Consider the following 20,183-nt stretch of genomic DNA (forward strand, 5'->3'; position numbering starts at 1 on the left):
TATTTTGTGTCAAGAGTATGGTGTTTTTAGCATATATTTATGTCTCTTTTTCAAAAACATATGATAAAAGTCGTAAGATTTTGACCGGATTGATAAATAATTTAAACTACAAGTGCAGGTTTTAAATCCATGTTTTCCGTAATACAATCTGGGTTATACTTTTTTAAACAAATCAGCCGAGGAGGTTTTAACATGGAAGTAAGAGAAGAGGTTCACCTGAAGGTAGAGGAGAAATACAGCCCACCAGCCCATGTGGTTGAGAAGGCATGGGTAAAAGACTACGAAGGCCTCTATCAGGAATCTATCAGGGACAGGGAAGGCTTCTGGGCAAAGATGGCTGAAGAACTCCACTGGTTCAAAAAGTGGGACAGGGTCCTTGAGTGGAACTACCCCTATGCCAAGTGGTTCGTAGGCGGGAAGACCAACATAACCTACAACTGTCTTGACAGACATGTGCAGAATGGAAAGAGAAACAAGGTGGCATACATCTTCGTGGACGAGGACGGCAGAGAAAAGAAGATTACATACGGTGAACTCCTTGAGCTTGTGAACCGCATAGCGAATGGTCTAAAGTCTCTTGGGGTTAAAAAGGGAGACAGGGTCTCCATCTACATGCCCAACACCATAGAGGCCATAGCCTGCATGCTTGCCTGCGCCAGAATTGGGGCCATACACAGTGTGGTCTTTGCTGGCTTCAGTGAGGGGGCTCTCAGGCTCAGGATTGAGGATGCCAAGGCAAAGGTGGTCCTGACCGCAAGCTACACGAAAAGAAGAGGCAAAAAGATAGACCTCTTTGCCACCGTCCAGAGGGCAATAGACGGTCTTGGGTTCGTGGACAGGGTTGTAGTGTGGGACAGGGATGGAGATGTGCTTAACGGCTCTGGTGGTCTCTTTGTCAGCTTTGATGAGCTTGTCAAAAACGGCGCACCCGATTGTGAGCCCGTGCAGATGGACGCAGAGGACCCCCTCTTTATTCTCTACACCTCTGGAACTACAGGAAAGCCCAAGGGTGTCCTTCACACAACGGGTGGCTACATGGTGGGAACCTACTTCACCACCAAGATTACCTTTGACCTTCATTACGATGACATTTACTGGTGCACTGCAGACATAGGCTGGATAACAGGACACAGCTACATAGTCTACGGTCCTCTTGCATGCGGAGCTACGTCTGTTATTACAGAGGGTGCACCCGACTACCCTGACCCGGGAAGGTGGTGGAGCTATGTGGAAAAATACAGAGTGAACATCTTCTACACGGCTCCCACCGCCATAAGGATGTTTATGAGATACGGAGAGCAGTGGCCGGCAAAGTATGACCTTTCCTCTCTGAGAATTCTTGGCTCTGTGGGAGAACCCATAAACCCAGAGGCGTGGCACTGGTATTACAAGCACATAGGCAGGGAAAACTGTGCCATAGTGGACACCTGGTGGCAGACCGAGACTGGAATGCACATGATAACCACCATACCCTCATATCCTGCAAAGCCCGGAAAGGCTGGAAAGCCCTACTTTGGCATAGAAGTGGCCGTGGTGGACAGCCAGGGTAATGAGCTCCCTCCGAACACAGTCGGAAACCTTGTAATAAAGACCCCATGGCCCTCCATGCTGAGAACCTGCTGGGGAGAGCCAGAGAGGTATGAGAAATACTGGAACACCATACCCGGCTACTATCTGGCAGGAGACCTTGCCACTTATGATGAAGAGGGTTATGTGATGATACTGGGTCGTGCGGATGATGTTCTCAACGTGGCGGGACACAGGATAGGAACTATGGAAGTAGAAAGTGCCCTCGTGGACCACCCCTCTGTGGCAGAGGCTGCAGTAATAGGAAAGCCGCATGAGATAAAGGGTGAGTCCATAAAGGCCTTTGTCATTCTGAAAAAGGGCGTGGAGCCTTCAGACCACCTAAAAGAGGAAATAAAACAGCACGTGAGGCAGATTCTGGGCGCCATAGCAGTTCCTGACGAGATAGAGTTTGTGGAAAAGCTGCCAAAGACGAGGAGCGGGAAAATCATGAGGAGGGTTCTCAAGGCTCAGGAACTCGGGCTTCCAGTGGGGGACGTCTCAACGCTGGAGGACTGAAAACTGGGGGCTTTGCCCCCTTCCATCCAAAAACAACCCTGACCCTGCAAAATCTCATATTGAAATAGTCCTTTTCTGGAATATCTTTTTAACACCAATCTTATAAGGAGGTATCTCATGCTCAGAGCGGAGTGGATAGAGAGCAGAAAAAGCTATAAGAATAAAACCCAGATGCACCTTGCCCGTCAGGGCATCATAACAGAAGAAATGCGTTATGTGGCAAAGAGAGAAGGGCTTCATCCTGAGTTTGTCCGTCAGGAGGTTGCCAGGGGCAGGATGATAATACCTGCCAACATAAACCACCTTCACCTTGAGCCCATGTGTATTGGTATAAATTCAAAGGTAAAGGTAAACGCCAACATAGGCAACTCCGGGCTTGCCAGCGACATACCCACAGAGATTGAAAAGGCAAAGGTTGCCATAAAATACGGTGCAGACACCATAATGGACCTCTCCACCGGTGAAGCCATAAGGGAAACAAGGGAGGCCATAATAGGTGTAAGCACCGTTCCGGTAGGAACTGTCCCCATATACGAAGCCCTGAGAAGGGCAAAGGGCAATGTGAAGAACATGACGGTGGACCTCATACTGGACGTTATAGAAGAACAGGCTCAGCAAGGAGTCTCCTACATGACCATACACGCAGGGGTGCTGAGGGAGTTTCTGCCCCTCGTTCAGCACAGGGTTATGGGCATAGTCTCTCGCGGTGGTGCCATTATGGCCCAGTGGATGGTGGAGCACGGAAAGCAGAACCCCCTCTACGAGCACTTTGACAAAATATGTGAGATATTCAAGAAATACGATGTGAGCTTCTCACTGGGAGATGGTCTCAGACCAGGTGCCATTGCAGATGCCAGCGACGAGGCTCAGCTTTCTGAGCTTAAAGTCCTCGGGGAGCTCACCGAAAGAGCGTGGAGACACGATGTGCAGGTTATGGTGGAAGGTCCAGGACATGTGCCCATGGACCAAATAGAGTTCAACATGAAGATTCAGCAGAAAGTCTGCCACGAGGCACCCTTTTATGTGCTGGGGCCTCTGGTGATAGACGTGGCACCAGGATACGACCACATTGCGTCAGCGATAGGCGCCGCCATGGCAGGCTGGTATGGCGCAGCCATGCTCTGCTACGTGACTCCCAAAGAGCACCTTGGGCTTCCAAACCTTGAGGATGTGAAACAAGGGGTCATAGCCTACAAGATTGCCGCTCATGCCGCAGACGTTGCCAAAAACTGGCCCGGTGCAAGGGAGTGGGACCTTGAGATGTCAAAGGCTCGCTTTGCCTTTGACTGGAACAGGCAGTTTGAGCTCGCCCTTGACCCAGATACCGCAAGAGCCTACCACGACGAGACCCTTCCTCAGGAGGGCTACAAGACTGCCAAGTTCTGCTCCATGTGCGGACCAGAGTTCTGCGCCTACAAGATATCCCAGAACGTCTCCTCCAAGATGGAAGAAGCTCTGCAGCTTGAAAACTGGCTCGCTCCATAAAATCCCTGGGGGCTTTGCCCCCTCTTAACCAAATCTTAACCAAACCTTAAAGAAATCTTAACCTTTCTGCCCTATCCTTTTACCCATGAAGCTCGCCATAGTGGAACTGCACGATGTGAGCCCCTACTACAGGGCTGAGTTTTTAGCCTCTCTTGAGCTTCTGGAGGAGGTGGGATTGCATAGATTTTCCCTCCTGGTGGTGCCCTACTTCTGGGAATGTGCACCTCTGGGAGGGGATATGGGCTTTTTAAGCCTTCTCAAAGGTCTTGATGCAGAGCTTTTGCTTCATGGCTATACGCACAGGGGCAGAAAGAGGCTTCAGCACATGCTCTGGACGGACGGGGAGGGAGAGTTTGGAGGGCTGGGACTGTCAGAAACCTATGAGAGGGTTCATGCAGGCCTGGAACTTATGGAACACTTTGGGCTAAAGACAAGGTTTTTCGTTCCGCCCGCTTGGATAGGAAACCCATATCTTGAGGACGTGCTCTATTCTCTTGGCTTTATGGGTGTGGCTTACCGCTGGCACATAAAAGACCTGAAGGCAGAAAGGGCCATAAGGTCCCCGGTCCTCACCTTCAGCAACAGGCACCTTTTTTCCTGGCTCAGCCTGAAGGTTGTCCCAAACATTGAAAAGATTTACAGCAATCATGACCTTCTCAGGCTTGCACTCCATATGGCAGATTTTAGAGATGAAAGAAAGGTAAGACTGTGGAGGGATATACTCTGCAGGATAAAAAACAGCAGGAGGTTAACCAGCTATGGGGAAATACTTGGCAAAGGCGGACCTTCACCTTCACTCAAAGGCCTCCAACCTGCCGGGGGGCTGGTTTAGCAGGCTCGTAGGATGCCCAGAGAGCTTTACAGAGCCTCTTGAGATATACAGAAGGCTAAAAGAGAGAGGCATGAGCTTTGTAACCATAACGGACCACAATACCGTAAGCGGAGTTCTTGAGATAGCTCACATGCCCGAGGTTTTCATAAGTTGCGAATATACGGTGGAGATACCTGAAGAAAGGGGTAAGGTGCACGTGCTGGTGTATGGCATTACAGAATCACAGCATCAGGACCTTCTCAGGCTCAGAGAAAACATCTACGACTTTGTCCCTTATCTCAAGTCTTATAGAATAGCCCATTCACTTGCCCATCCCCTCTACTCTGTTCAGGGCACAAGGGTGAGCAGGAGTCTTGTGGAAAAGCTTGTGCTTCTCTTTGATAACTGGGAGGTGATAAACGGAACAAGGGGTGACGGAGTCAGATACATAGAGGAGACCATAGCCCGTGCTTACGATGGATGGGACAGAATACACTATCTGGCCGAAAGGCACAGAATTGAACCTCAGAGGACAAGAGAAAGAATAGCCTTTACCGCAGGCTCTGACGACCACGGTGGTATGGATGTGGGCAGAACATGGACAGGGGTTGAGGGGGCAACCACCAGAGAAGATTTCCTGAAAGGCCTATGGGAGGGTAGAACGCAGGTGGGCACAGAAGAACTTGGCGATAAGAGGCTTCTAAATATGGTGTGTAGAGTTGGTTATGACTTTCTGAGGAGCAAAAACCATATACCCTCTGAAGTAAAGCCTATTACCGACTACCTTTTTATGCATTCAGACAATCCAGTGGTAGGTATGCTTCTGAGGAATTTTTTAAGTATAAAGGCAGAAAGGGTGGACCTCCTGAGGGAGATAGCAAAAAAGCTGCCCTCTTTTACCTTAGAGAGATTTTTGAAAAGCCCCTCACCGCAAACCATCGGGGAGCTGTGCCTGTCCCTCATGGCTCATGGCTTCCCCGCCTTTTTAAAATACGCCCAGAGAAAAGAAGAGCAGAAGATAAAGGCTCTTGGAAAGGAGTTTGGAATAGTCAACGGAAAAACACCAAAGGTTGCCTACCTTACAGATACATACCACCACATAAACGGCGTTGCAAGAAGCAATAAGCTAATAAGAGAGATAGCTCTTGAAGAAGAACTGCCCTTTACTGTGGTTATATCCAGCTCGCAGGTTATGGAGGAGGAGAACCTGGTAAACCTCCAGCCCCTTTTTGAACTGCCCACGCCCTTCTATGAAGAGTTAAGGATGGGAGTGCCCAACCTCATAGAGTTCATGGACTTTCTTGAGAGGGAGGGCTTTACTCAGGTTCACATAGCCACACCCGGACCTCTGGGTCTTATGGGCCTTCTTCTGGGTAAGCTTCTTGGTCTAAGAGTAACCTTTGCCTTCCATACGGACATACCATCTTACGCAAAAACCTACACAGGAGACTCAGAGTTGGAAGAAATGCTCTGGAAAGCCTTCCTTTTCCTCGGCAACATATCCGACAGGTTCTTTGTTCCCTCAGAACACTACAGAAAGATTTTTGTAAGCAGGGGGCTAAACTACGGCAAGATAAGCACCTTCAGGCGTGGCGTTGATACTGAGTTATTCTCCCCTGACAAGAAAAGCGACGACTTCTGGACCGAAAGGCTTGGAGTCAAAAGGCATCAGAAAGTTATCCTCTATGTAGGAAGAGTCTCAAAGGAAAAGGGTCTGGACAAATTCCTTTACGCAGCAAGATGCTTCCCTGAGGATGTTTTTGTGGTGGTGGGAGATGGTCCCTACAGGAAGGAGCTCGAAAACAAAAAGCCAAAAAACATGCACCTGGTGGGCTATATGGTGGGGGAAGAGCTTGCAAAAGCCTACGCAAGCTCTCATGTCTTTCTCTTCCCCTCTGAGACGGAGACCTATGGACAGGTGGTTCTGGAAGCGATGGCAAGCGGACTTCCAGTAATAGTTAGCTCAAGAGGTGCTTCTCACGAGCATGTGCAGGAAGGAGTGAACGGTTTTATAGCCACAAGGACAGAAGAATTCGTGGAAAAGCTCTCCCTTCTCATATCCAAAGAAGAAATGAGAAGAAACATGTCGCAGGAAGCCCTCTACTATGCAAAAAGCCTTGACATGAGAAAAACCTACATAGATTACATGTTAGCCATAGCAGGTCTCGGGAGGCTTGTCCATGAAGCTTGTTGATATAACACCTTATTTTCACAGCAGGAGCGGAGGCATAAGGAGGTATCTGCTTGAAAAAACAAAATATCTGCAGCAAAGGGGTGTGGAGCATGTGCTCATAGTTCCCGGCAGGGAGAGAAGAACATACTGCATAAATGCTACGAGAGTTTACGAACTTCCCTCCTTCCCCCTCCCCCTCACTGGAGGTTACAGGTTCTTCTCCTCTTTCTCAGAGATAAGGGAGATACTGCAGAGGGAGGAGCCTGATGTGGTGGAGCTGGGCGGAACCTACCAGCCAGTAAACCATCTCAAGTCTGAAAGATACCTGCTGAGCGTTTTCTATCACTCTGACATAAGGACTGACCTGTCCCTGCTCCCTGCTCCGGAAAGGCTCAGAAAAGCCCTTCTGGAACATACCATAAAGAAGAAGCTCTCCAGGGCAGATATGATAATTACACCCTCAAGAGTGCAGGAAGAGTTTCTTAAGGCTTCGGGGCTTGAAAATGTGGTTACGGTAAACCTTGGAGTGGACACGGATGTGTTCAACCCGTCAAAGAGAGACCCATACTTTGACAGAGCTCTGGGCATAGGTGCGGGCAAGTTTAAACTACTATACTCTGGGAGGCTTTCACCGGACAAAAACGTAGACCTTCTTCTTGAAGTTTTCCAGCACCTTGACCCTACACTTTTCCACCTTGTTGTGGCGGGGGATGGTCCTGCAAGAAAAAAGGTGGAAAAACTCACCCAGAAGCTTCCTAACCTCACTTACTTGGGATACCTTCACAGGGAGGAGGAACTTGCCAGGGTATATGCGAGCTGTGATGTTTTTGTGAGCACATCCTGCGGTGAAACCTATGGACTTGCCTTCCTTGAGGCTCAGGCATGTGGCTGTCTTCTGGTTGCCTTTGATATGGGTCTTGAAACCCAGCCCTTCAAAGAGTTTCTTGTGAGAGAGCCGACCCTGGAAGCCTTTTACGACGCAATAATTCATGCATGCAATGCCTTAAGCCTTTCCAACAGAGAAAGGCTAAGCTCCTATGTTCAGAGGCACTTTTCATGGGAATCCACCTTTGACAGGCTTCTCGGGGTTTACCGTGGAGTCCTTGCTCAGGTATAGCCAGATAGTCAACCCCTCACTTGTGCTCTACTACAGCATAAGAGTTCTCACATACGGTGTTATATTCCTCGGGCTTTTTCTGCTTCTTGTGGAAATCTTCTCCATGGAGCTCAGCTTTGAAAATCTTGTCAAGAAACTCACAATAAGGATTCTTGAACTCGTCATTCTTTATGAAATATTCAGGGCAGTGCTCGGCATATTTGAGTATCACAGGGTAAAACTTACTTTCCTTGTGGATGCCTCCATATCCTTCATGCTCAGAGAGCTTATCATAACGGTATACTCAGGAAAGCTTGATATTCATATGTCCATATCGATAGGTATCATAATGTTCATTCTGGCTCTTCTGAGGATAGTGGTAGTCAAATTTTCCCCCTCTTCAGAGACAAGGCAGGAAATACAAAAACCCTTAACAGAATCTTAACAATTCTCGGTTAAACTATTCAGCATGAAGGAGAGGATTGATAGCCTCATTCAGGAGATTGAGAGGGAGAAGGACTGCTACAGAAGGTTTCTGAGGAAAGGGGAGAGGCTCAGGAAGCGAGAAAGAGACACCTTCCTCACCGAAAAGGATAGAACCATACTGATAGAGTCCTTTGTGGTGGGTGGGCTTCTGGAAAACCTTATAACAAAGGCAGTAAACAGACTCTTTTAGAGGAGCCTCTGAAGAGTGGACAGAACCTTCTGATAGTCCCCCCTTATCCTCACTCTACCTTCAAAGATGTAGCGTAATATTCTTGAGGGTTTTTCCACGAGCCTGAGCAGGTCTCTGTAGCTAATGCTTATCACATGTCTTGCCTCTGATATTCCAGAGCTATAACGTATGCCCTCAGAGCTTATCAGAAAGTTAGCCTTTCCCGCTTCTGGGAGCTCAACTTCAAGTAAGAGTGGCTCCTGTATGTTTTTTAAAAATTCCCCGTGTGTTTCTTGAATATGATGGGCAAGGAGCTTGAGCTCCCTTACATAATCCTCAGTATTCGCTTTCAATGTGTATGACCCTTTCATCCTGAGAGAGCCTCCTGATGATATCCTCAAGAATGTCAAAAGCCCTTTCCTCTGTGGAGTATATGCCAAGAACGGCGGGGAGGAGAGGCTGGCTCATGTAAGCAACCACCTTGTAAACCAGCCTCTTCTTACCCTCTATCTCTATCTTTGCCTCCTCCACCGAAAGGGAAATGACATGGAGGGTGTTCAGATACCTTCCACTTCTTGTCCTTATAAAGTTCATCCTTCCTCTTTTTTCTCCTCTTCTTTTAGGGCTTTTTTGGCTCCTTCCACGGCACCCTCAACGGAATACCTCACAACCTTGAGAGCCTTTTCTCCTATCTCCGCCGTGGTTTTGACTATTTCCTTGCTGATATCCATAACCTTTGATAGAGCTTCAGCAGGAAGGTCTTTGAGGCTCTTTTCTTCCTCTGCCACTCCCATTTTCTTCTTGAGCTCTTCAAGCTCTGCCTTGATTCTCTCAAGCTCCTGAGCAAGGTCCCTCTTTTCTTCCATGGCTTTTCACCTCCTTTGGGGTTTTTGTAATGAATATATACCCAACAGCACGGTAGTGCCGTTGTTTATGAGGGTTGAAACAGATGGCCCGATAAGCCCCAGGGCTGAGCCTATCAGACCTATAGTATTTATAAGGCCGTTAAGCCTGTATGTGGTTTTGAGCTTCTTTACGGTGTGCTCCGCAATGTCCACCACATCCACCAGGTGCCAGAGGCTATCCCCGATGACGATGTCCGCCACCTCTATGGCTATGTCGGTTCCGCTCCTGAGGGAAATGCCCACGTCTGAGGAGGAAAGGGCTGGTGAATCGTTTACACCATCACCAACAAAGGCCACCACCCTTCCCTGTTTTTTAAGCTTTTCCACAACCTTTGCCTTCTCTGCAGGGAAAACCCTTGCGTAAAATTCTTCCAGACCAAGCTCCTTTGCCATATATCTGGCTATACCTTCGTTGTCCCCAGTGCAAAGTATGACCTTCTTACCCCTCTTTCTGAGCTCAGCAACCACATCCTTTGCCTCTTCTCTGAGTGGGTCTCTGAAGGTGAGAAGACCAACTATTTTCCTTTCCCTCACAAGATAGAGAACGGACTTCGCCTCGGAGTGAAACTTATCCACAAGGTCTCTAACTTCCTGACTTATCCTTATCCTCTTCCTTTGCATAAAACGGGTGCTTCCCAGCATGAACTTTGTTCCATTCAGCTCACCCTCTATACCCAGTCCTATGTGATACTGGGAGTTTTCTCTTGGGACAAGTTCCAGCCCCCTATCCTCTGCCAGCTTCACTATCGCCCTTGCCACCGGATGGGTTATCCTCTGTTCAAGGGAGGCGGCGTATCTGAGGGTTTCTTCTTCAGAAATCTCAAGCCCCACCACATCCTCAACCACTGGATGCCCCACCGTTAGTGTTCCCGTCTTGTCCATGACAAAGGTGTCAACCCTTGAGAGGGCTTCCAGCTTTCCACCGCTCTTTATGAGTATGCCGTAAGTGGAGGCCTGTGCCACACTGGATAGCACCGTAAGAGGCGTTGTAAGATGAATACCCGTGTGGTAGTCTATGATAAGTGTGGAGGTGAGCCTTCCCACCTGACCGCTGAGAAGGTAAGACAGCGTGCCAAGGCCAACGGTCGGCATCACAAGCCTGTTGGCGGTCTCTTCTGCCATCTTCTGTATGTTTATGGGCTCTTTTATGCTCTCCTCCACGATTTTTGCGATTTTTGCCACCACCGTTTCTTCTCCCACCTCTTCTACCCTTACGTAAAGTTTACCATCTTCAACGAAGGTGCCCGCAAAAACCTTATCGCCCACCTTTTTGTGAACCGGGTTTGACTCTCCCGTCAGGGATGCCTGGTTTACGAGAGCATCCCCTTCCTCCACTACACCGTCTGCAGGAATCTTTTCCCCGGCGTAGACAGCTATCAGGTCGCCCTTTTTAAGGTCAAGGGCCTTTATCTTTATAACCTGACCATTGCCTATAAGGAGCCATGCAGTATCCTCCTTGTAGGAGAAGAGCTTTTCAATCTTTTCATAAGCCTTTTTCTCTACCCTTTCGGAGAGGTAATCGCCAAGAGCCAGCAGGAATACCATGGTATGTGCAGAAAGTGGGTTCCCTGTGAGGCTTGCCAGCACTATGGCTGAGGAATCAAGAAAGTGAACATCAAGCTTTCTTCCTCTGAGGGAGCTTATAGCCTTTTCAAATATGGGCTTTGAGAGGAGCAGGGTCATGCCTGCGAGAAGTGGACCGGGAATTACGCCCCTCAGGAGGTATGGCAGAAAACCAGCGGTGCTCAGCATTAGCCAGCGAGATGTCCCCGTATCTTTCTTGTGAACACTCGCCCTTTCCCTTGAGAGGTCTTCAAGGAAAACATCCCTTGGTGTGTTCTCAATGTGGCTGAGAAACTCTATGAGGTCAAAGCTCTGAGGGTCATATTCAAGAATTAGTCTTCCTGAAGTTCTTGAGTAGCTTACCTTCCTTACGCCCCCAAACCTTGAAAAATAAGACTTGAGCGTTTCATCTGGATGGTGTAAATACTGAAAGAGGTATGATGTGAGCCTGAGCCTTCCAGGAGAGAGCCTTTCTACCCTGTAGGTCATTCTGTTTTGCTCTCCTGCTGAAGCTTGAGCTCAAGGGCTTTCACCATTGCCTCAATCTCTCTCTGGGTCTCTTCCAGCCTTCTCTTTTCCTTTGCCCTGTCAAGCATGTAGAAGGCAAGCACCCCAAGACCAAAGCCAAGGGCAAAACTGAAAGGACCTGAACATACTGCCTTTCCAAGTAGTGAAGTTATGTTGTTCATGTTTTCACCTCCTCACAGTCTTTCCTTTATTCTCTGCAGAATTTCTTGCTGTTTCTGGAGAACTTCAAGCTTTTTCTCCACCTCAAGCCTGTAGAGGTGCTTAGCTTCAGATACCACATCTTCCCAGAACTCCTTTCCTTCCTCAAGATTTCCCGTGAGCCACTGCTGGAAGGCTATGACCTCCTTGGTGGTGGATACAAGGAAAGGTCTTGCGTCTCTCATGAGCCTACTGAGGACCACAAGCCCTGCAATGGCACCAAAGCCATAAAGCATCATGTTGGTTGAAAGGCACCCACCTATGGTGCTTGGAATGCTGACGTTAAACATGCCTTACCTCCTTATAGCTTATTCTTTAAATATGGTATAAGAAACATACTGCAGACTGCAAAGGAAATAAGCCCCACATTCCACCCAAGAAGAGCCATGCTAAAGCCCAGCTTTACTGCAGGATGTTTCAAAAAGGGCTGAATATAAAAATGCAGGTCTTCCCTTTCCAGCTTCTGGGGTGCTCTGCCACCCTTGAGGTTTTCAATGATGTAGTGGAAAAAACTCCCTTCTCTGAACTTCACAAGAAGCGTTCTTGTGTTTTCTTTGTATTCAACCCCCTCAACCCCCTCCACCCCGTTCATGCCACGCAGAAACAGGTCCCTCTCTGCAACACTTGAGAAGTAAAGCCTTGCTTCACCTCTTCTGAGGGACACATATTCTATCATTAGGGAAGATTATAAAGTAGGATTGTTAAGATTTGGTTAAGGATAGCGGACCTCTTCGAGACCTTTTAGCATACGCTCCAGTTTCATCAGGAGATGATAAAGGGTCAGGGATGTATCCTGCATCTGCTTTACAAGGTTTTCATCGGGTTCCTTCGTGTTTATGTTCTTCCCTATCTCGTGAAACCTGCAGTGAACCTCTTCTATCTGAAGCAGCACATCCCTTATATGTTGGGGAAATTCATCTATTCTAGGCATTACGTCTCTGTAGAAGGTCTGCCCAAAGGCACAGCAGTTCTCTTTTGTATCCCTGCAACACTCCTTATGGTTAAAGTCTTTTCTATTTTCTATGGCCCTCTTAAGCCTCTTCAGATAAAGCTCATGCTGTGCCAGATAAAACCTCACATCTATCACAGTGCTCGCTCCAGCCCGCATTAAATTATAACAAACAAGCAGTGTTAAAATTTTCTGCATGTTTAAAATCGTAGTTCCCGCCAGCACCAGCAACTTTGGCTCTGGCTTTGATACCTTTGGGCTTGCACTAAGCCTCTATAACGACTTCATGGTGGAATTTTCAGAGGAATACTCGGTTGAAATTGAGAGCGAAGGTGGCCATCTGCCGAGGGACAGAAACAATCTCTTTATAAAGGCATACGCAAGGGCATGTCAGCTGTCAGGAATACCAGAAAAACCCATAAGGCTCAAACAGTTAAACAGGGTGCCCACCGCAAGGGGTCTTGGTTCATCAGCCACCGCCATAGTAGGAGGCATTTCTGCCTTTGAAGTTCTCCACCATGTAAAGTTAAGCCTTGAGGATAAACTCAGGATTGCCTTTGAGTTTGAGCCTCATCCTGATAACCTGCTTCCTGCTCTTCTTGGGGGCTTCGTGGTGTGTGCAGGCTCTGAGGAAGGGGTGAAGTTTCTCAGGCTTGACTTTCCTGAGGAGCTAAAGGTTGTGGTCTGCATTCCCCATTTTGAGCTCTCCACTCAGAAGGCAAGGGAGGTGTTAAAGAGGGAGGTTTCTCTGAAAGATGCAGTCTTTAACCTTCAGAGGTCTGCCCTCTTTGTGGGGGCGTTGCTTTCTGGCAGGTTTGACCTCCTGAGGGAAGCGGTAAAAGACAGGCTTCATCAACCCCACAGGGCTGAGCTCATACCCGGGTTCTGGAAAGTCATGGAAAGTGCCTATTCTGCAGGTGCGGTGGCCCTTTTCCTGAGCGGTGCAGGACCCTCCATAGCGGGTCTATGTCTTAAAAACTGCGATGGGGTGGGAAAAGCTATGGTGGAAGCCTTCAGAGAAAGGGGAATAAGCTCAACATACATGGTGCTCTCTTCATCTCGGGAGGGTGTAAGGGTTGAAAATCCTGACCCTTGATGTGGGGAACACATCGGTGGACGCCTGCCTTTTTGAGGGCACTCTCTCCTACCTTGGAAAGTTTAGACATACAGACCTTCCCAGAGTTGAAGCGGACATGGTGCTCGTGTCCTCTGTCAGACCTTCTGCCAATGCCCTTGTGAAAGAAGTCTATCCGGAGGCAAAGTTCATAAAGGCGGAGCATGTGCCCGTCAGGACTGCCTTTGAGGGAAAGGAAAGGGTGGGCGTTGACAGGCTTCTCAACCTCTTTGGTGCTGTAAGGCTATACGGTGAAAACGTGGTGGTCGCCAGCCTTGGGACTGCTCTTGTGGTTGACCTTGCGGTGGATGGCGTCTTTCAGGGTGGCTTTATAACCCTCGGGATTGGCTCTGGGCTTGAGTGCCTGTCCCAAAGGGCAGAGCTAATACCACCTCTGACCTTCAAAAGGGTTCACCCAGACATAGGCACGGATACGGAAAGCGCCATCCTTGGAGGCTTCATAAAGCAGAGCATGCACTTTTTGAGGGGATGCCTCAGCGAATGGCAGGAGCTTTATGGCAGAAGCCTCAGGCTGGTGATAACGGGTGGCGATGGCTGGCTTTTTGAGGAAGTGGGCGTTTACGACCCCCTTCTCATTCACAGGGCTATGCTTCTTCTCTATAGCCCTTTACAAACTCTATAGCCTCCTCCTTTGTCCTTACCCTCCCATCCAGCTGTGCCTCCTCGAGAGCCTTCTTTATCCTCCCGACCTGTGGTCCCGGCTCAATGCCCAGAAGCTCCATTATCTCCCTGCCGTCAAGGAGAGCTTTTACTGGCATCCTTGAGAGTCTGACTCTTCTGAAGCTTACAAGGTCATGGATTGTCTCAAGAAGTCTCTTTATTTCCACCTCCTCATCACCGCTCCCGAGGGCGTCCGCAATGGCGTGAAGGAAAAGGTGGGGTGCTATATCTCCACACTCTCTCCAGAAGTTTGCCCTTCCTCTATCGGTGAGCTGACCCTTAAAGAGAGACTCTCTTAGGTAGAAGGGTCTGAGGTGTTCCCTTACAAGCTTTGCTACAAACTCTGTGGCATGTTCCCCCCACCTGTAGGTTTTCCCGTATTCTCTTACCATGTCCGCACCCAGCTTATCGTGGTTGTAGAAGGTGACCTTGCCCTCTCTCACCTCAAAGGTATGGGGCTTTGCAAGGTCATGAAAGAGGGCTGAAAGCTTGAGAAGCTCAAGGTCAGAAAACTCACCGAGCACCTCCATCCTTCCAAAGTCCTCAAGAAGCTCTGCAGGCAGATACCTGTCCCGTTCTTCTATAACCCTCTCCAAGAACTCCAGCACCTTAAAGACATGCTCCTCAAGGGGATAAACATGATGCTCACCCTGGTCCTTTACCTCCTTCCAGCGGGCTGTGTCTGGAAAAAGCGTCTGCAGGACGCCGTGCGCGTATAGCTCCCTGAGAACTCTGTAGCTGCCGGAAGCTCTCAGAACCTTAAAGAGCTCAAGGGTAATCCTCTCCGCCGGAGCCCTCCTGAGCAGATGCCCCTTTTCCCTCACAAAGCGGTAAAAATCCTCCGTGAGCTCCAGCCCTTTTTCTACCGCAAGGCGAAAGCCCCTGAGGATCCTGACCGGGTCTTCTTCGAGGTTTTTCAGAAATACGGGTCTCAAAAGCCCTCGCTCCAGGTCCTCCACGCCATGGGCGGGGTCGTAAATCAGAGTTTGCTTTGCTCCAATGCTGAGCACATCGTCAATACTCACTGCCATGGCGTTGGCGGTAAAGTCCCTCGAGAGCAGGTCTTCCACCAGAGCCTTCTCCACATCTCTACCCTTTATCTGGGCAAAGTCAAACCTGTATTTGTAGGGACCAAGCCTGAGAACCACAGTCGCTATGGTGGGTCTCTTTATGAAGAGCCCCTTCTTCTCAAACTCAAAGTAAGAACCGCCTATTCTCTCCGCCAGCCTTTTTGCGGTCTCTCTGGGGTCGCAGGTCACAAGAAGGTCCACATCTATATGGTATCCCACAGACTCTCCCAGAAGCCTGTCTCTAACCCACCCACCCACTATAAAACAGAGTGCTTCCCTTGGAAGAACCCTTGCAATATCGTCAAAGTAAGTCATGTAAAAGTTGAGCCCGTGGGCTGTGTGTTTTATGCCCTTCTCAAAGAGGACATCCATGGGACTTAAATATATGCAGTCTTCTTCTTAACGAAAACTTAACACTCTGGGGGTAAACTCATAGACAAAGGAGGAAAGCCATGGAGCTTTTCAAAAATCCTCAGGGACTTCTGGAAATTGTGACGGAGCAGGTGGGTCTTATCGGTGGGGAGATGGCCGGAAAAACCTTCCGCAGGCTTGTGGAAGAGCTCAATGGGACAGACCCGCTCGTAGCCATAGAGAGAAGCATCTCATACATCTTTGACCGGGCTGGAAGCGTGCTTATGGGACATATAGGCAGGAGGGTTGCCCTTGAATCTCAGGCTCTTCACAACTTCTTCGGGCTTCCTACCAATGACTACAGGCTCAGCATGGAACTGAAATATCCCATAATTGACACTTTGAAAAACAATGGTATAGAGCCCACGAGAGGAATGCTGTGCTCTCTCTGCAAAGGTTACATGCAGGGGACTGCAGAAAGGATAAACCTTGGCAATCTCAGGGAGGTAGTTCACAGGGAGGGCGTATGCCAGTTTTTCTTTGGAGGTGAAGAAAATGGACCTGCTGGACTACAGCCTGAGCCAGCAAGAGCTGGAGGAAATAACTAATAGGCTTCAGGATTTTAAAAACTCCCTTTTTCTTGAGCTTGTGGTGCTTATGGACGATGGGGGGAGGCTTGTGAGCTATGCACCCTACGTGGATACTCTAAAACCCATGGTTCAGCGGGTCGCCATCGTAGGTGCGGCGGTTGTGGGTGCGGTGGACCAGCTTGAGCATGTGATATCTTCCAAGAGAAACATGTATTTCTCTGGAGTAGACAAGAACATGTATGTGCACGTGATAGACCAAAAGTTTCTGCTTGCATCGGTCTTTAATCATAAGGTTCCTCTCGGAAGCGTCAAGCTCATGAAAGAAAGACTGTCAAGAGAGATAGGGGAAATACTTAAAAGGGCGAGAAGCAGAAACCAGAAAAAGGTGGTAAGGTTTGAGGACCTTGCTATATGAACCTGCGCATACTTTACCACGGACTTGGTATGGCGGGCAAAACCACAAACCTTGAAAAGCTCAGGGAAATATATGCCTCCTTTGTAAATGACAGGCTTCATCAGCAGACCACCGAAGGCAGGACCGTTTACCTTGACATACTCGCTCTTAACCTCAAAACAAAGACAGGTAATGAAGAGGTAGAGGTGAGCCTTTTCACCACTCCAGGACAGGAAAGGTTCAAAATTCTCAGAAAGTGGATATTTGGACATGTGGATGGGCTTGTGATGGTGTTAGATTCCTCCAGAAGTCTTGAGGAGAATCTCAAGGCTTACCAGGAGCTGGAAGAATACGGACTTACTTCCCTGCCGGTAGTGGTTCAGGCGAACAAGCGGGATGCAGACAACCCCATTCCTATGGAAGAAATATCAAGGGCCTTTGACGGCCTTAAAGTGCTGGAAGCGATTGCGAAGGATGGGCTGGGTGTTGCAGAGACTTTCAGGGCAATTATCAGGGAGGTTCTCCATGCAAAGGCTCATGCTGGCTGAGCTAAGCCTCAAGCTCAGGCCTCTTTATGGACCCTTTCACAGGGACATGGTGAACGTCTCATGGCTCACGGAAACGGTTAGCAGTTCTCTCAGGTCAGGCTACTTTATGCTTCAGAGTCTGGAAGGACTTGAGTTCGTTCCAGTGCTTGAAGGAAGGTTAAAAGGTGCTCTGTCAGAAGAATTTGAGCTTATTAGCTTTTACTCCACACTTGAAAACTTCGTTGTGCATGCTTTTGAACTTTACGAGAAGTATCGTCTTCCACTTTACAGCGACAGACCCCTCTGGGTGAACTTAGAGAGCATAAACTTCAACATAAGGGAGTTTTTTAAAAAACTTCAAGATTTTGAGGTCACAGGCTTTATGCTGGTGGACAACAGGGTAAAGCTCATAAGGGGAACACTGCTTTTGCAGAAAGGCTTGGTGGTGGGAGCCCATTACGCAGAAGAAAGTGGCAGGAACGCTCTCGTAAAGATTATTGAGGACCTCGGCAAAGACATGTGCTCCATGAAGGTGTATGAGATACCCGAGGAGCTACTTTCCTTTCTCTTACTTGACTGTGAACTTGCCGGTCTGTATCAGAGCTTTGAAGACGTGCCTTTCAAAAGCCTTTCTGGAACTGCTATTGTGGTAAGCGTATCGCCTGAAAAGTATGGATACCTTATTTTCTCTCAGGGTGAGGAGGTTTTCAGCGAAGGCTTTGAAGAAGACGCACCTTTTATGAGCTTTTGCTACCTTCAGGAGTTGTGGCATCCGTGGAACCCATGAACCCTCTTGAATTTATTCCCGATGACAGAAGTTTAAGGATAGTAAAGTATGACCCAGAACATCCCATACTCTACTTCTGCCCAGCCTGCTGGAGCACCGTTTCAAAGGACGATAAAGTGTGTCCTAACTGCGGATATGACCTTACAGAGTTCCATCAGCTTCCATACGAATACAAGCTCATAATGGCCCTTGAACATCCAGTGAAGGACATGAAAAAGAACGTTATATACACAGTGGGAAGAAAAGACTTAGAGCTTGCCCTGCCTCACTTTGAGCTGATGGTAAACAGGGAAACAGACCCCATAATACTTATGGAGATTGCGGACGCTCTTTCGAGGATGAGCTCGCCAGAAGCCACAAACCTCCTGAGAAAACTGGCGCAGCACCGCTACCCTGTGGTGCGTTCAAGGGCTATCATGCACCTTCAGAAGAGAATCAGCGATGTATAACACTGGGTTAAAATCCCTTGTAAAAAGGGAGTTTCTTGAAAGAATAAAGATAAAGCCCCATTATCAGCCCATAGTAGACTTGAGTTCGGGAGACATACACGGCTACGAGGCACTGAGCAGGTTTGAGCTGGATGGGAAGAACTTTAGTCCATTGAAAATCTTCAGCATGGCTAAGGATATTGACGCAGCATCGGAGCTTGACCTTATGTGCAGGAAAGTTGCCCTTGAAAACTTTCCAAGGGACCTGAAGGGCAAACTCTTCCTGAATGTATACCCATCCTATCTTGTGTCTGAATACATGGGGAAGGGGCACACCATGAGCTATGTGCTTGAGTCTGGCTTTAATCCCCGCAGCGTAGTCCTAGAACTCACAGAAGCAGAAAAGGTGCAGGATATGAGGCTTTTAAAGGGTGCCCTAAGCCACTACAAGGATATGGGCTTTCATGTTGGCATAGACGACATAGGCACGGGCTTTAACTCCCTTGAACACCTCTTAAACCTTGAGGGGCTACTAGACTACGTAAAGCTTCCGAGGGAGCTTATAAATGGCGTTTCAAGAAGCAAAATAAGACATAGTCTTATAAAGGTTCTTACGGAGGTGTCCCTCAGTATAGGTGCAAGGCCCATATACGAGGGGCTCGAAAAGCAAGAAGACCTTCTTGTGCTCTGTCAGGACTTTGACGCCCACCTCTTTCAGGGTTTCTACTTCTCATTACCCCTTTCTCCAGAAGATTTGAGAAACTTCAAGCTGGAGGCGAGACTGTGTCTGTGTTCTCAGGATAAGGGTCTGCACGGCGTAGACTTGCGTATCCTCCATGTTAAAGGTGAGGAGAAGTTTGGCTCATTTCTGGAAAGAGTAGAAGAGTTTCAGGACAGGTATACTCTTCTGGATATGGATGGAAACTTATACCTTCTTGACCTGTGGAAGTTAAAAAGCCAGCTTAACCACATAAAAAGGAACCTTTATTACTACAGGAACATCAGAGAAGCTACAGGTCTTATGAAGGAGGTCTTTGTGAGCGTTGAAAACCTACCAGAGGTAGACACGAGCAATTCTAACTTAAGGAACCTCTTTGACCTGGTTACCTCCTCAGACTGGGAGGTTTTTGTCCTTGGAAAGGGGAATGGTGCTCTGAGGGTGATTGAAAAGCATAACCTTATAGACTACCTTCACAGGAAGCTCACAAAGGAACTTCTTGAGAGCAACCCCCTAACCCAACTGCCAGGAAACAGGTCTATAGAGGAGACCATAAAAAGACTGGGAAATTCTGGCTATGACTTCTATGTCTGTTATCTTGACATAGACAACTTTAAAGCCTTTAACGACGCCTACGGTTTTTATGCGGGGGACCAGATGATAAAAAAGGTGGGCTTTCTGCTCAAAAACTTTGAGAGCGAGAACGTTGGCAGGGTCTTTGTAGGGCATGTAGGAGGAGATGACTTTGTCCTTATACTCTGGGATACTGCCCTGGAGGATGTAAAAGGCAAACTATTTGAGCTATTAAAGAACCTGAAGGCGAACCTCCTTGAGTTTTACAGTCCTGAAGACATACAGAGAGGCTACTTTATGGCAAGGAGCAGGGAGGAGGAAATAAGAGAGTTTCCCCTGGCGGATGTTTCCATGGTGCTCGTGAAGGGCTCTCCTGACCCACTGGACATATCCAGAAGGTCTGCTCAGCTCAAGAAGAAAGCAAAGTCTGTAAGAGGCAGTGTGCTTGTGGTGGAGGGTCTTAACGAAATCTTAACAATTGACCTGTAAACTTATAGCAAAA

Annotated in this window: 24 protein-coding genes; 15 read left to right on the plus strand and 9 right to left on the minus strand. The window is 48.3% G+C overall.

The genetic code is table 11. The features are described from left to right. Positions 1-192 precede the first annotated feature (192 nt). The 7 genes from acs (at position 193) to WHS43_02135 (ending at position 8,326) form a co-directional block, all read left to right on the plus strand. Entirely contained in the window at positions 193-2,085 is a 1,893-nt protein-coding gene (gene acs, locus WHS43_02105) for an acetate--CoA ligase (protein MEJ5338429.1), read from the plus strand. A 117-nt stretch (positions 2,086-2,202) separates the two neighbouring features. Next, complete coding sequence (gene thiC, locus WHS43_02110; GenBank protein MEJ5338430.1) at positions 2,203-3,570, plus strand: phosphomethylpyrimidine synthase ThiC; 1,368 nt, start codon at positions 2,203-2,205, stop codon at positions 3,568-3,570. An 85-nt stretch (positions 3,571-3,655) separates the two neighbouring features. Next, a complete protein-coding gene (locus tag WHS43_02115) occupies positions 3,656-4,402 on the plus strand; it encodes a DUF2334 domain-containing protein (GenBank protein MEJ5338431.1) in 747 nt (248 codons plus the stop codon). Further along, positions 4,329-6,575: a glycosyltransferase gene (locus WHS43_02120; GenBank protein ID MEJ5338432.1), complete on the plus strand. Its 2,247-nt coding sequence runs from the start codon at positions 4,329-4,331 to the stop codon at positions 6,573-6,575. Before WHS43_02115 ends, WHS43_02120 begins: the two co-directional genes overlap by 74 nt. Next, positions 6,562-7,671 carry a glycosyltransferase gene (locus WHS43_02125; protein ID MEJ5338433.1) on the plus strand — a complete coding sequence of 370 codons (1,110 nt, stop codon included), beginning with the start codon at positions 6,562-6,564 and terminating at the stop codon, positions 7,669-7,671. Before WHS43_02120 ends, WHS43_02125 begins: the two co-directional genes overlap by 14 nt. After that, entirely contained in the window at positions 7,649-8,095 is a 447-nt protein-coding gene (locus WHS43_02130) for a hypothetical protein (GenBank protein MEJ5338434.1), read from the plus strand. The genes WHS43_02125 and WHS43_02130 overlap by 23 nt, the downstream gene beginning before the upstream one ends. Positions 8,096-8,119: 24 nt before the next feature. Further along, entirely contained in the window at positions 8,120-8,326 is a 207-nt protein-coding gene (locus tag WHS43_02135) for a hypothetical protein (GenBank protein ID MEJ5338435.1), read from the plus strand. Here WHS43_02135 and WHS43_02140 read toward each other — a convergent pair. The 8 genes from WHS43_02140 to WHS43_02175 are packed head-to-tail and all read right to left on the minus strand — an operon-like array spanning position 8,323 to position 12,586. Beyond that, positions 8,323-8,658 carry an SCP2 sterol-binding domain-containing protein gene (locus WHS43_02140; GenBank protein ID MEJ5338436.1) on the minus strand — a complete coding sequence of 112 codons (336 nt, stop codon included), beginning with the start codon at positions 8,656-8,658 and terminating at the stop codon, positions 8,323-8,325. The genes WHS43_02135 and WHS43_02140 overlap by 4 nt on opposite strands. Beyond that, the gene (locus WHS43_02145; GenBank protein ID MEJ5338437.1) at positions 8,642-8,899 is read right to left on the minus strand and encodes a hypothetical protein; all 258 of its coding nucleotides are present in this window, start codon (positions 8,897-8,899) and stop codon (positions 8,642-8,644) included. The genes WHS43_02140 and WHS43_02145 overlap by 17 nt, the downstream gene beginning before the upstream one ends. Then, positions 8,896-9,171, minus strand: coding sequence for a hypothetical protein (locus tag WHS43_02150; protein MEJ5338438.1), 276 nt, complete (start codon positions 9,169-9,171; stop codon positions 8,896-8,898). Before WHS43_02150 ends, WHS43_02145 begins: the two co-directional genes overlap by 4 nt. 6 nt (positions 9,172-9,177) lie before the next feature. Continuing rightward, entirely contained in the window at positions 9,178-11,262 is a 2,085-nt protein-coding gene (locus tag WHS43_02155) for a heavy metal translocating P-type ATPase (GenBank protein MEJ5338439.1), read from the minus strand. Further along, positions 11,259-11,462, minus strand: coding sequence for a hypothetical protein (locus WHS43_02160; protein MEJ5338440.1), 204 nt, complete (start codon positions 11,460-11,462; stop codon positions 11,259-11,261). The genes WHS43_02155 and WHS43_02160 overlap by 4 nt, the downstream gene beginning before the upstream one ends. A gap of 12 nt (positions 11,463-11,474) precedes the next feature. Next, positions 11,475-11,789: a hypothetical protein gene (locus tag WHS43_02165; protein MEJ5338441.1), complete on the minus strand. Its 315-nt coding sequence runs from the start codon at positions 11,787-11,789 to the stop codon at positions 11,475-11,477. An 11-nt stretch (positions 11,790-11,800) separates the two neighbouring features. Continuing rightward, positions 11,801-12,175 (minus strand): hypothetical protein, encoded by a 375-nt coding sequence (locus WHS43_02170; GenBank protein MEJ5338442.1) that lies wholly within the window; start codon positions 12,173-12,175, stop codon positions 11,801-11,803. 36 nt (positions 12,176-12,211) lie between these two features. Further along, positions 12,212-12,586, minus strand: a complete 375-nt coding sequence (locus tag WHS43_02175) for a CZB domain-containing protein (GenBank protein MEJ5338443.1) — start codon at positions 12,584-12,586, stop codon at positions 12,212-12,214. A gap of 58 nt (positions 12,587-12,644) precedes the next feature. On the opposite strand from WHS43_02175, the gene thrB reads away from it, so the two are divergent. Both thrB and WHS43_02185 read left to right on the plus strand, forming a co-directional pair. Next, the gene (gene thrB, locus WHS43_02180) at positions 12,645-13,544 is read left to right on the plus strand and encodes a homoserine kinase (protein ID MEJ5338444.1); all 900 of its coding nucleotides are present in this window, start codon (positions 12,645-12,647) and stop codon (positions 13,542-13,544) included. Continuing rightward, positions 13,525-14,205, plus strand: a complete 681-nt coding sequence (locus tag WHS43_02185; GenBank protein MEJ5338445.1) for a type III pantothenate kinase — start codon at positions 13,525-13,527, stop codon at positions 14,203-14,205. The genes thrB and WHS43_02185 overlap by 20 nt, the downstream gene beginning before the upstream one ends. Here WHS43_02185 and WHS43_02190 read toward each other — a convergent pair. Next, entirely contained in the window at positions 14,168-15,685 is a 1,518-nt protein-coding gene (locus WHS43_02190; GenBank protein MEJ5338446.1) for an HDIG domain-containing metalloprotein, read from the minus strand. The two genes, WHS43_02185 and WHS43_02190, sit on opposite strands and share 38 nt — an antisense overlap. Before the next feature lie 80 nt (positions 15,686-15,765). Between WHS43_02190 and WHS43_02195 the strand changes: the two genes are divergently transcribed. Genes WHS43_02195 through WHS43_02220 form a run of 6 tightly spaced genes read left to right on the plus strand, consistent with a single transcriptional unit; the run spans position 15,766 to position 20,170 of the window. After that, positions 15,766-16,272 (plus strand): hypothetical protein, encoded by a 507-nt coding sequence (locus WHS43_02195; GenBank protein ID MEJ5338447.1) that lies wholly within the window; start codon positions 15,766-15,768, stop codon positions 16,270-16,272. Beyond that, complete coding sequence (locus WHS43_02200) at positions 16,220-16,669, plus strand: hypothetical protein (GenBank protein ID MEJ5338448.1); 450 nt, start codon at positions 16,220-16,222, stop codon at positions 16,667-16,669. The genes WHS43_02195 and WHS43_02200 overlap by 53 nt, the downstream gene beginning before the upstream one ends. Then, entirely contained in the window at positions 16,666-17,196 is a 531-nt protein-coding gene (locus WHS43_02205; GenBank protein MEJ5338449.1) for a GTPase domain-containing protein, read from the plus strand. The genes WHS43_02200 and WHS43_02205 overlap by 4 nt, the downstream gene beginning before the upstream one ends. Next, a complete protein-coding gene (locus WHS43_02210; protein ID MEJ5338450.1) occupies positions 17,174-17,962 on the plus strand; it encodes a hypothetical protein in 789 nt (262 codons plus the stop codon). Before WHS43_02205 ends, WHS43_02210 begins: the two co-directional genes overlap by 23 nt. Then, a complete protein-coding gene (locus WHS43_02215; GenBank protein MEJ5338451.1) occupies positions 17,959-18,411 on the plus strand; it encodes a HEAT repeat domain-containing protein in 453 nt (150 codons plus the stop codon). Before WHS43_02210 ends, WHS43_02215 begins: the two co-directional genes overlap by 4 nt. Then, positions 18,404-20,170 carry a GGDEF domain-containing protein gene (locus WHS43_02220; protein ID MEJ5338452.1) on the plus strand — a complete coding sequence of 589 codons (1,767 nt, stop codon included), beginning with the start codon at positions 18,404-18,406 and terminating at the stop codon, positions 20,168-20,170. The genes WHS43_02215 and WHS43_02220 overlap by 8 nt, the downstream gene beginning before the upstream one ends. Positions 20,171-20,183 lie beyond the last annotated feature (13 nt).

It is taken from the genome of Aquificaceae bacterium, from assembly GCA_037481935.1.
Classification (GTDB): Bacteria; Aquificota; Aquificia; order Aquificales; family Aquificaceae; genus Pampinifervens.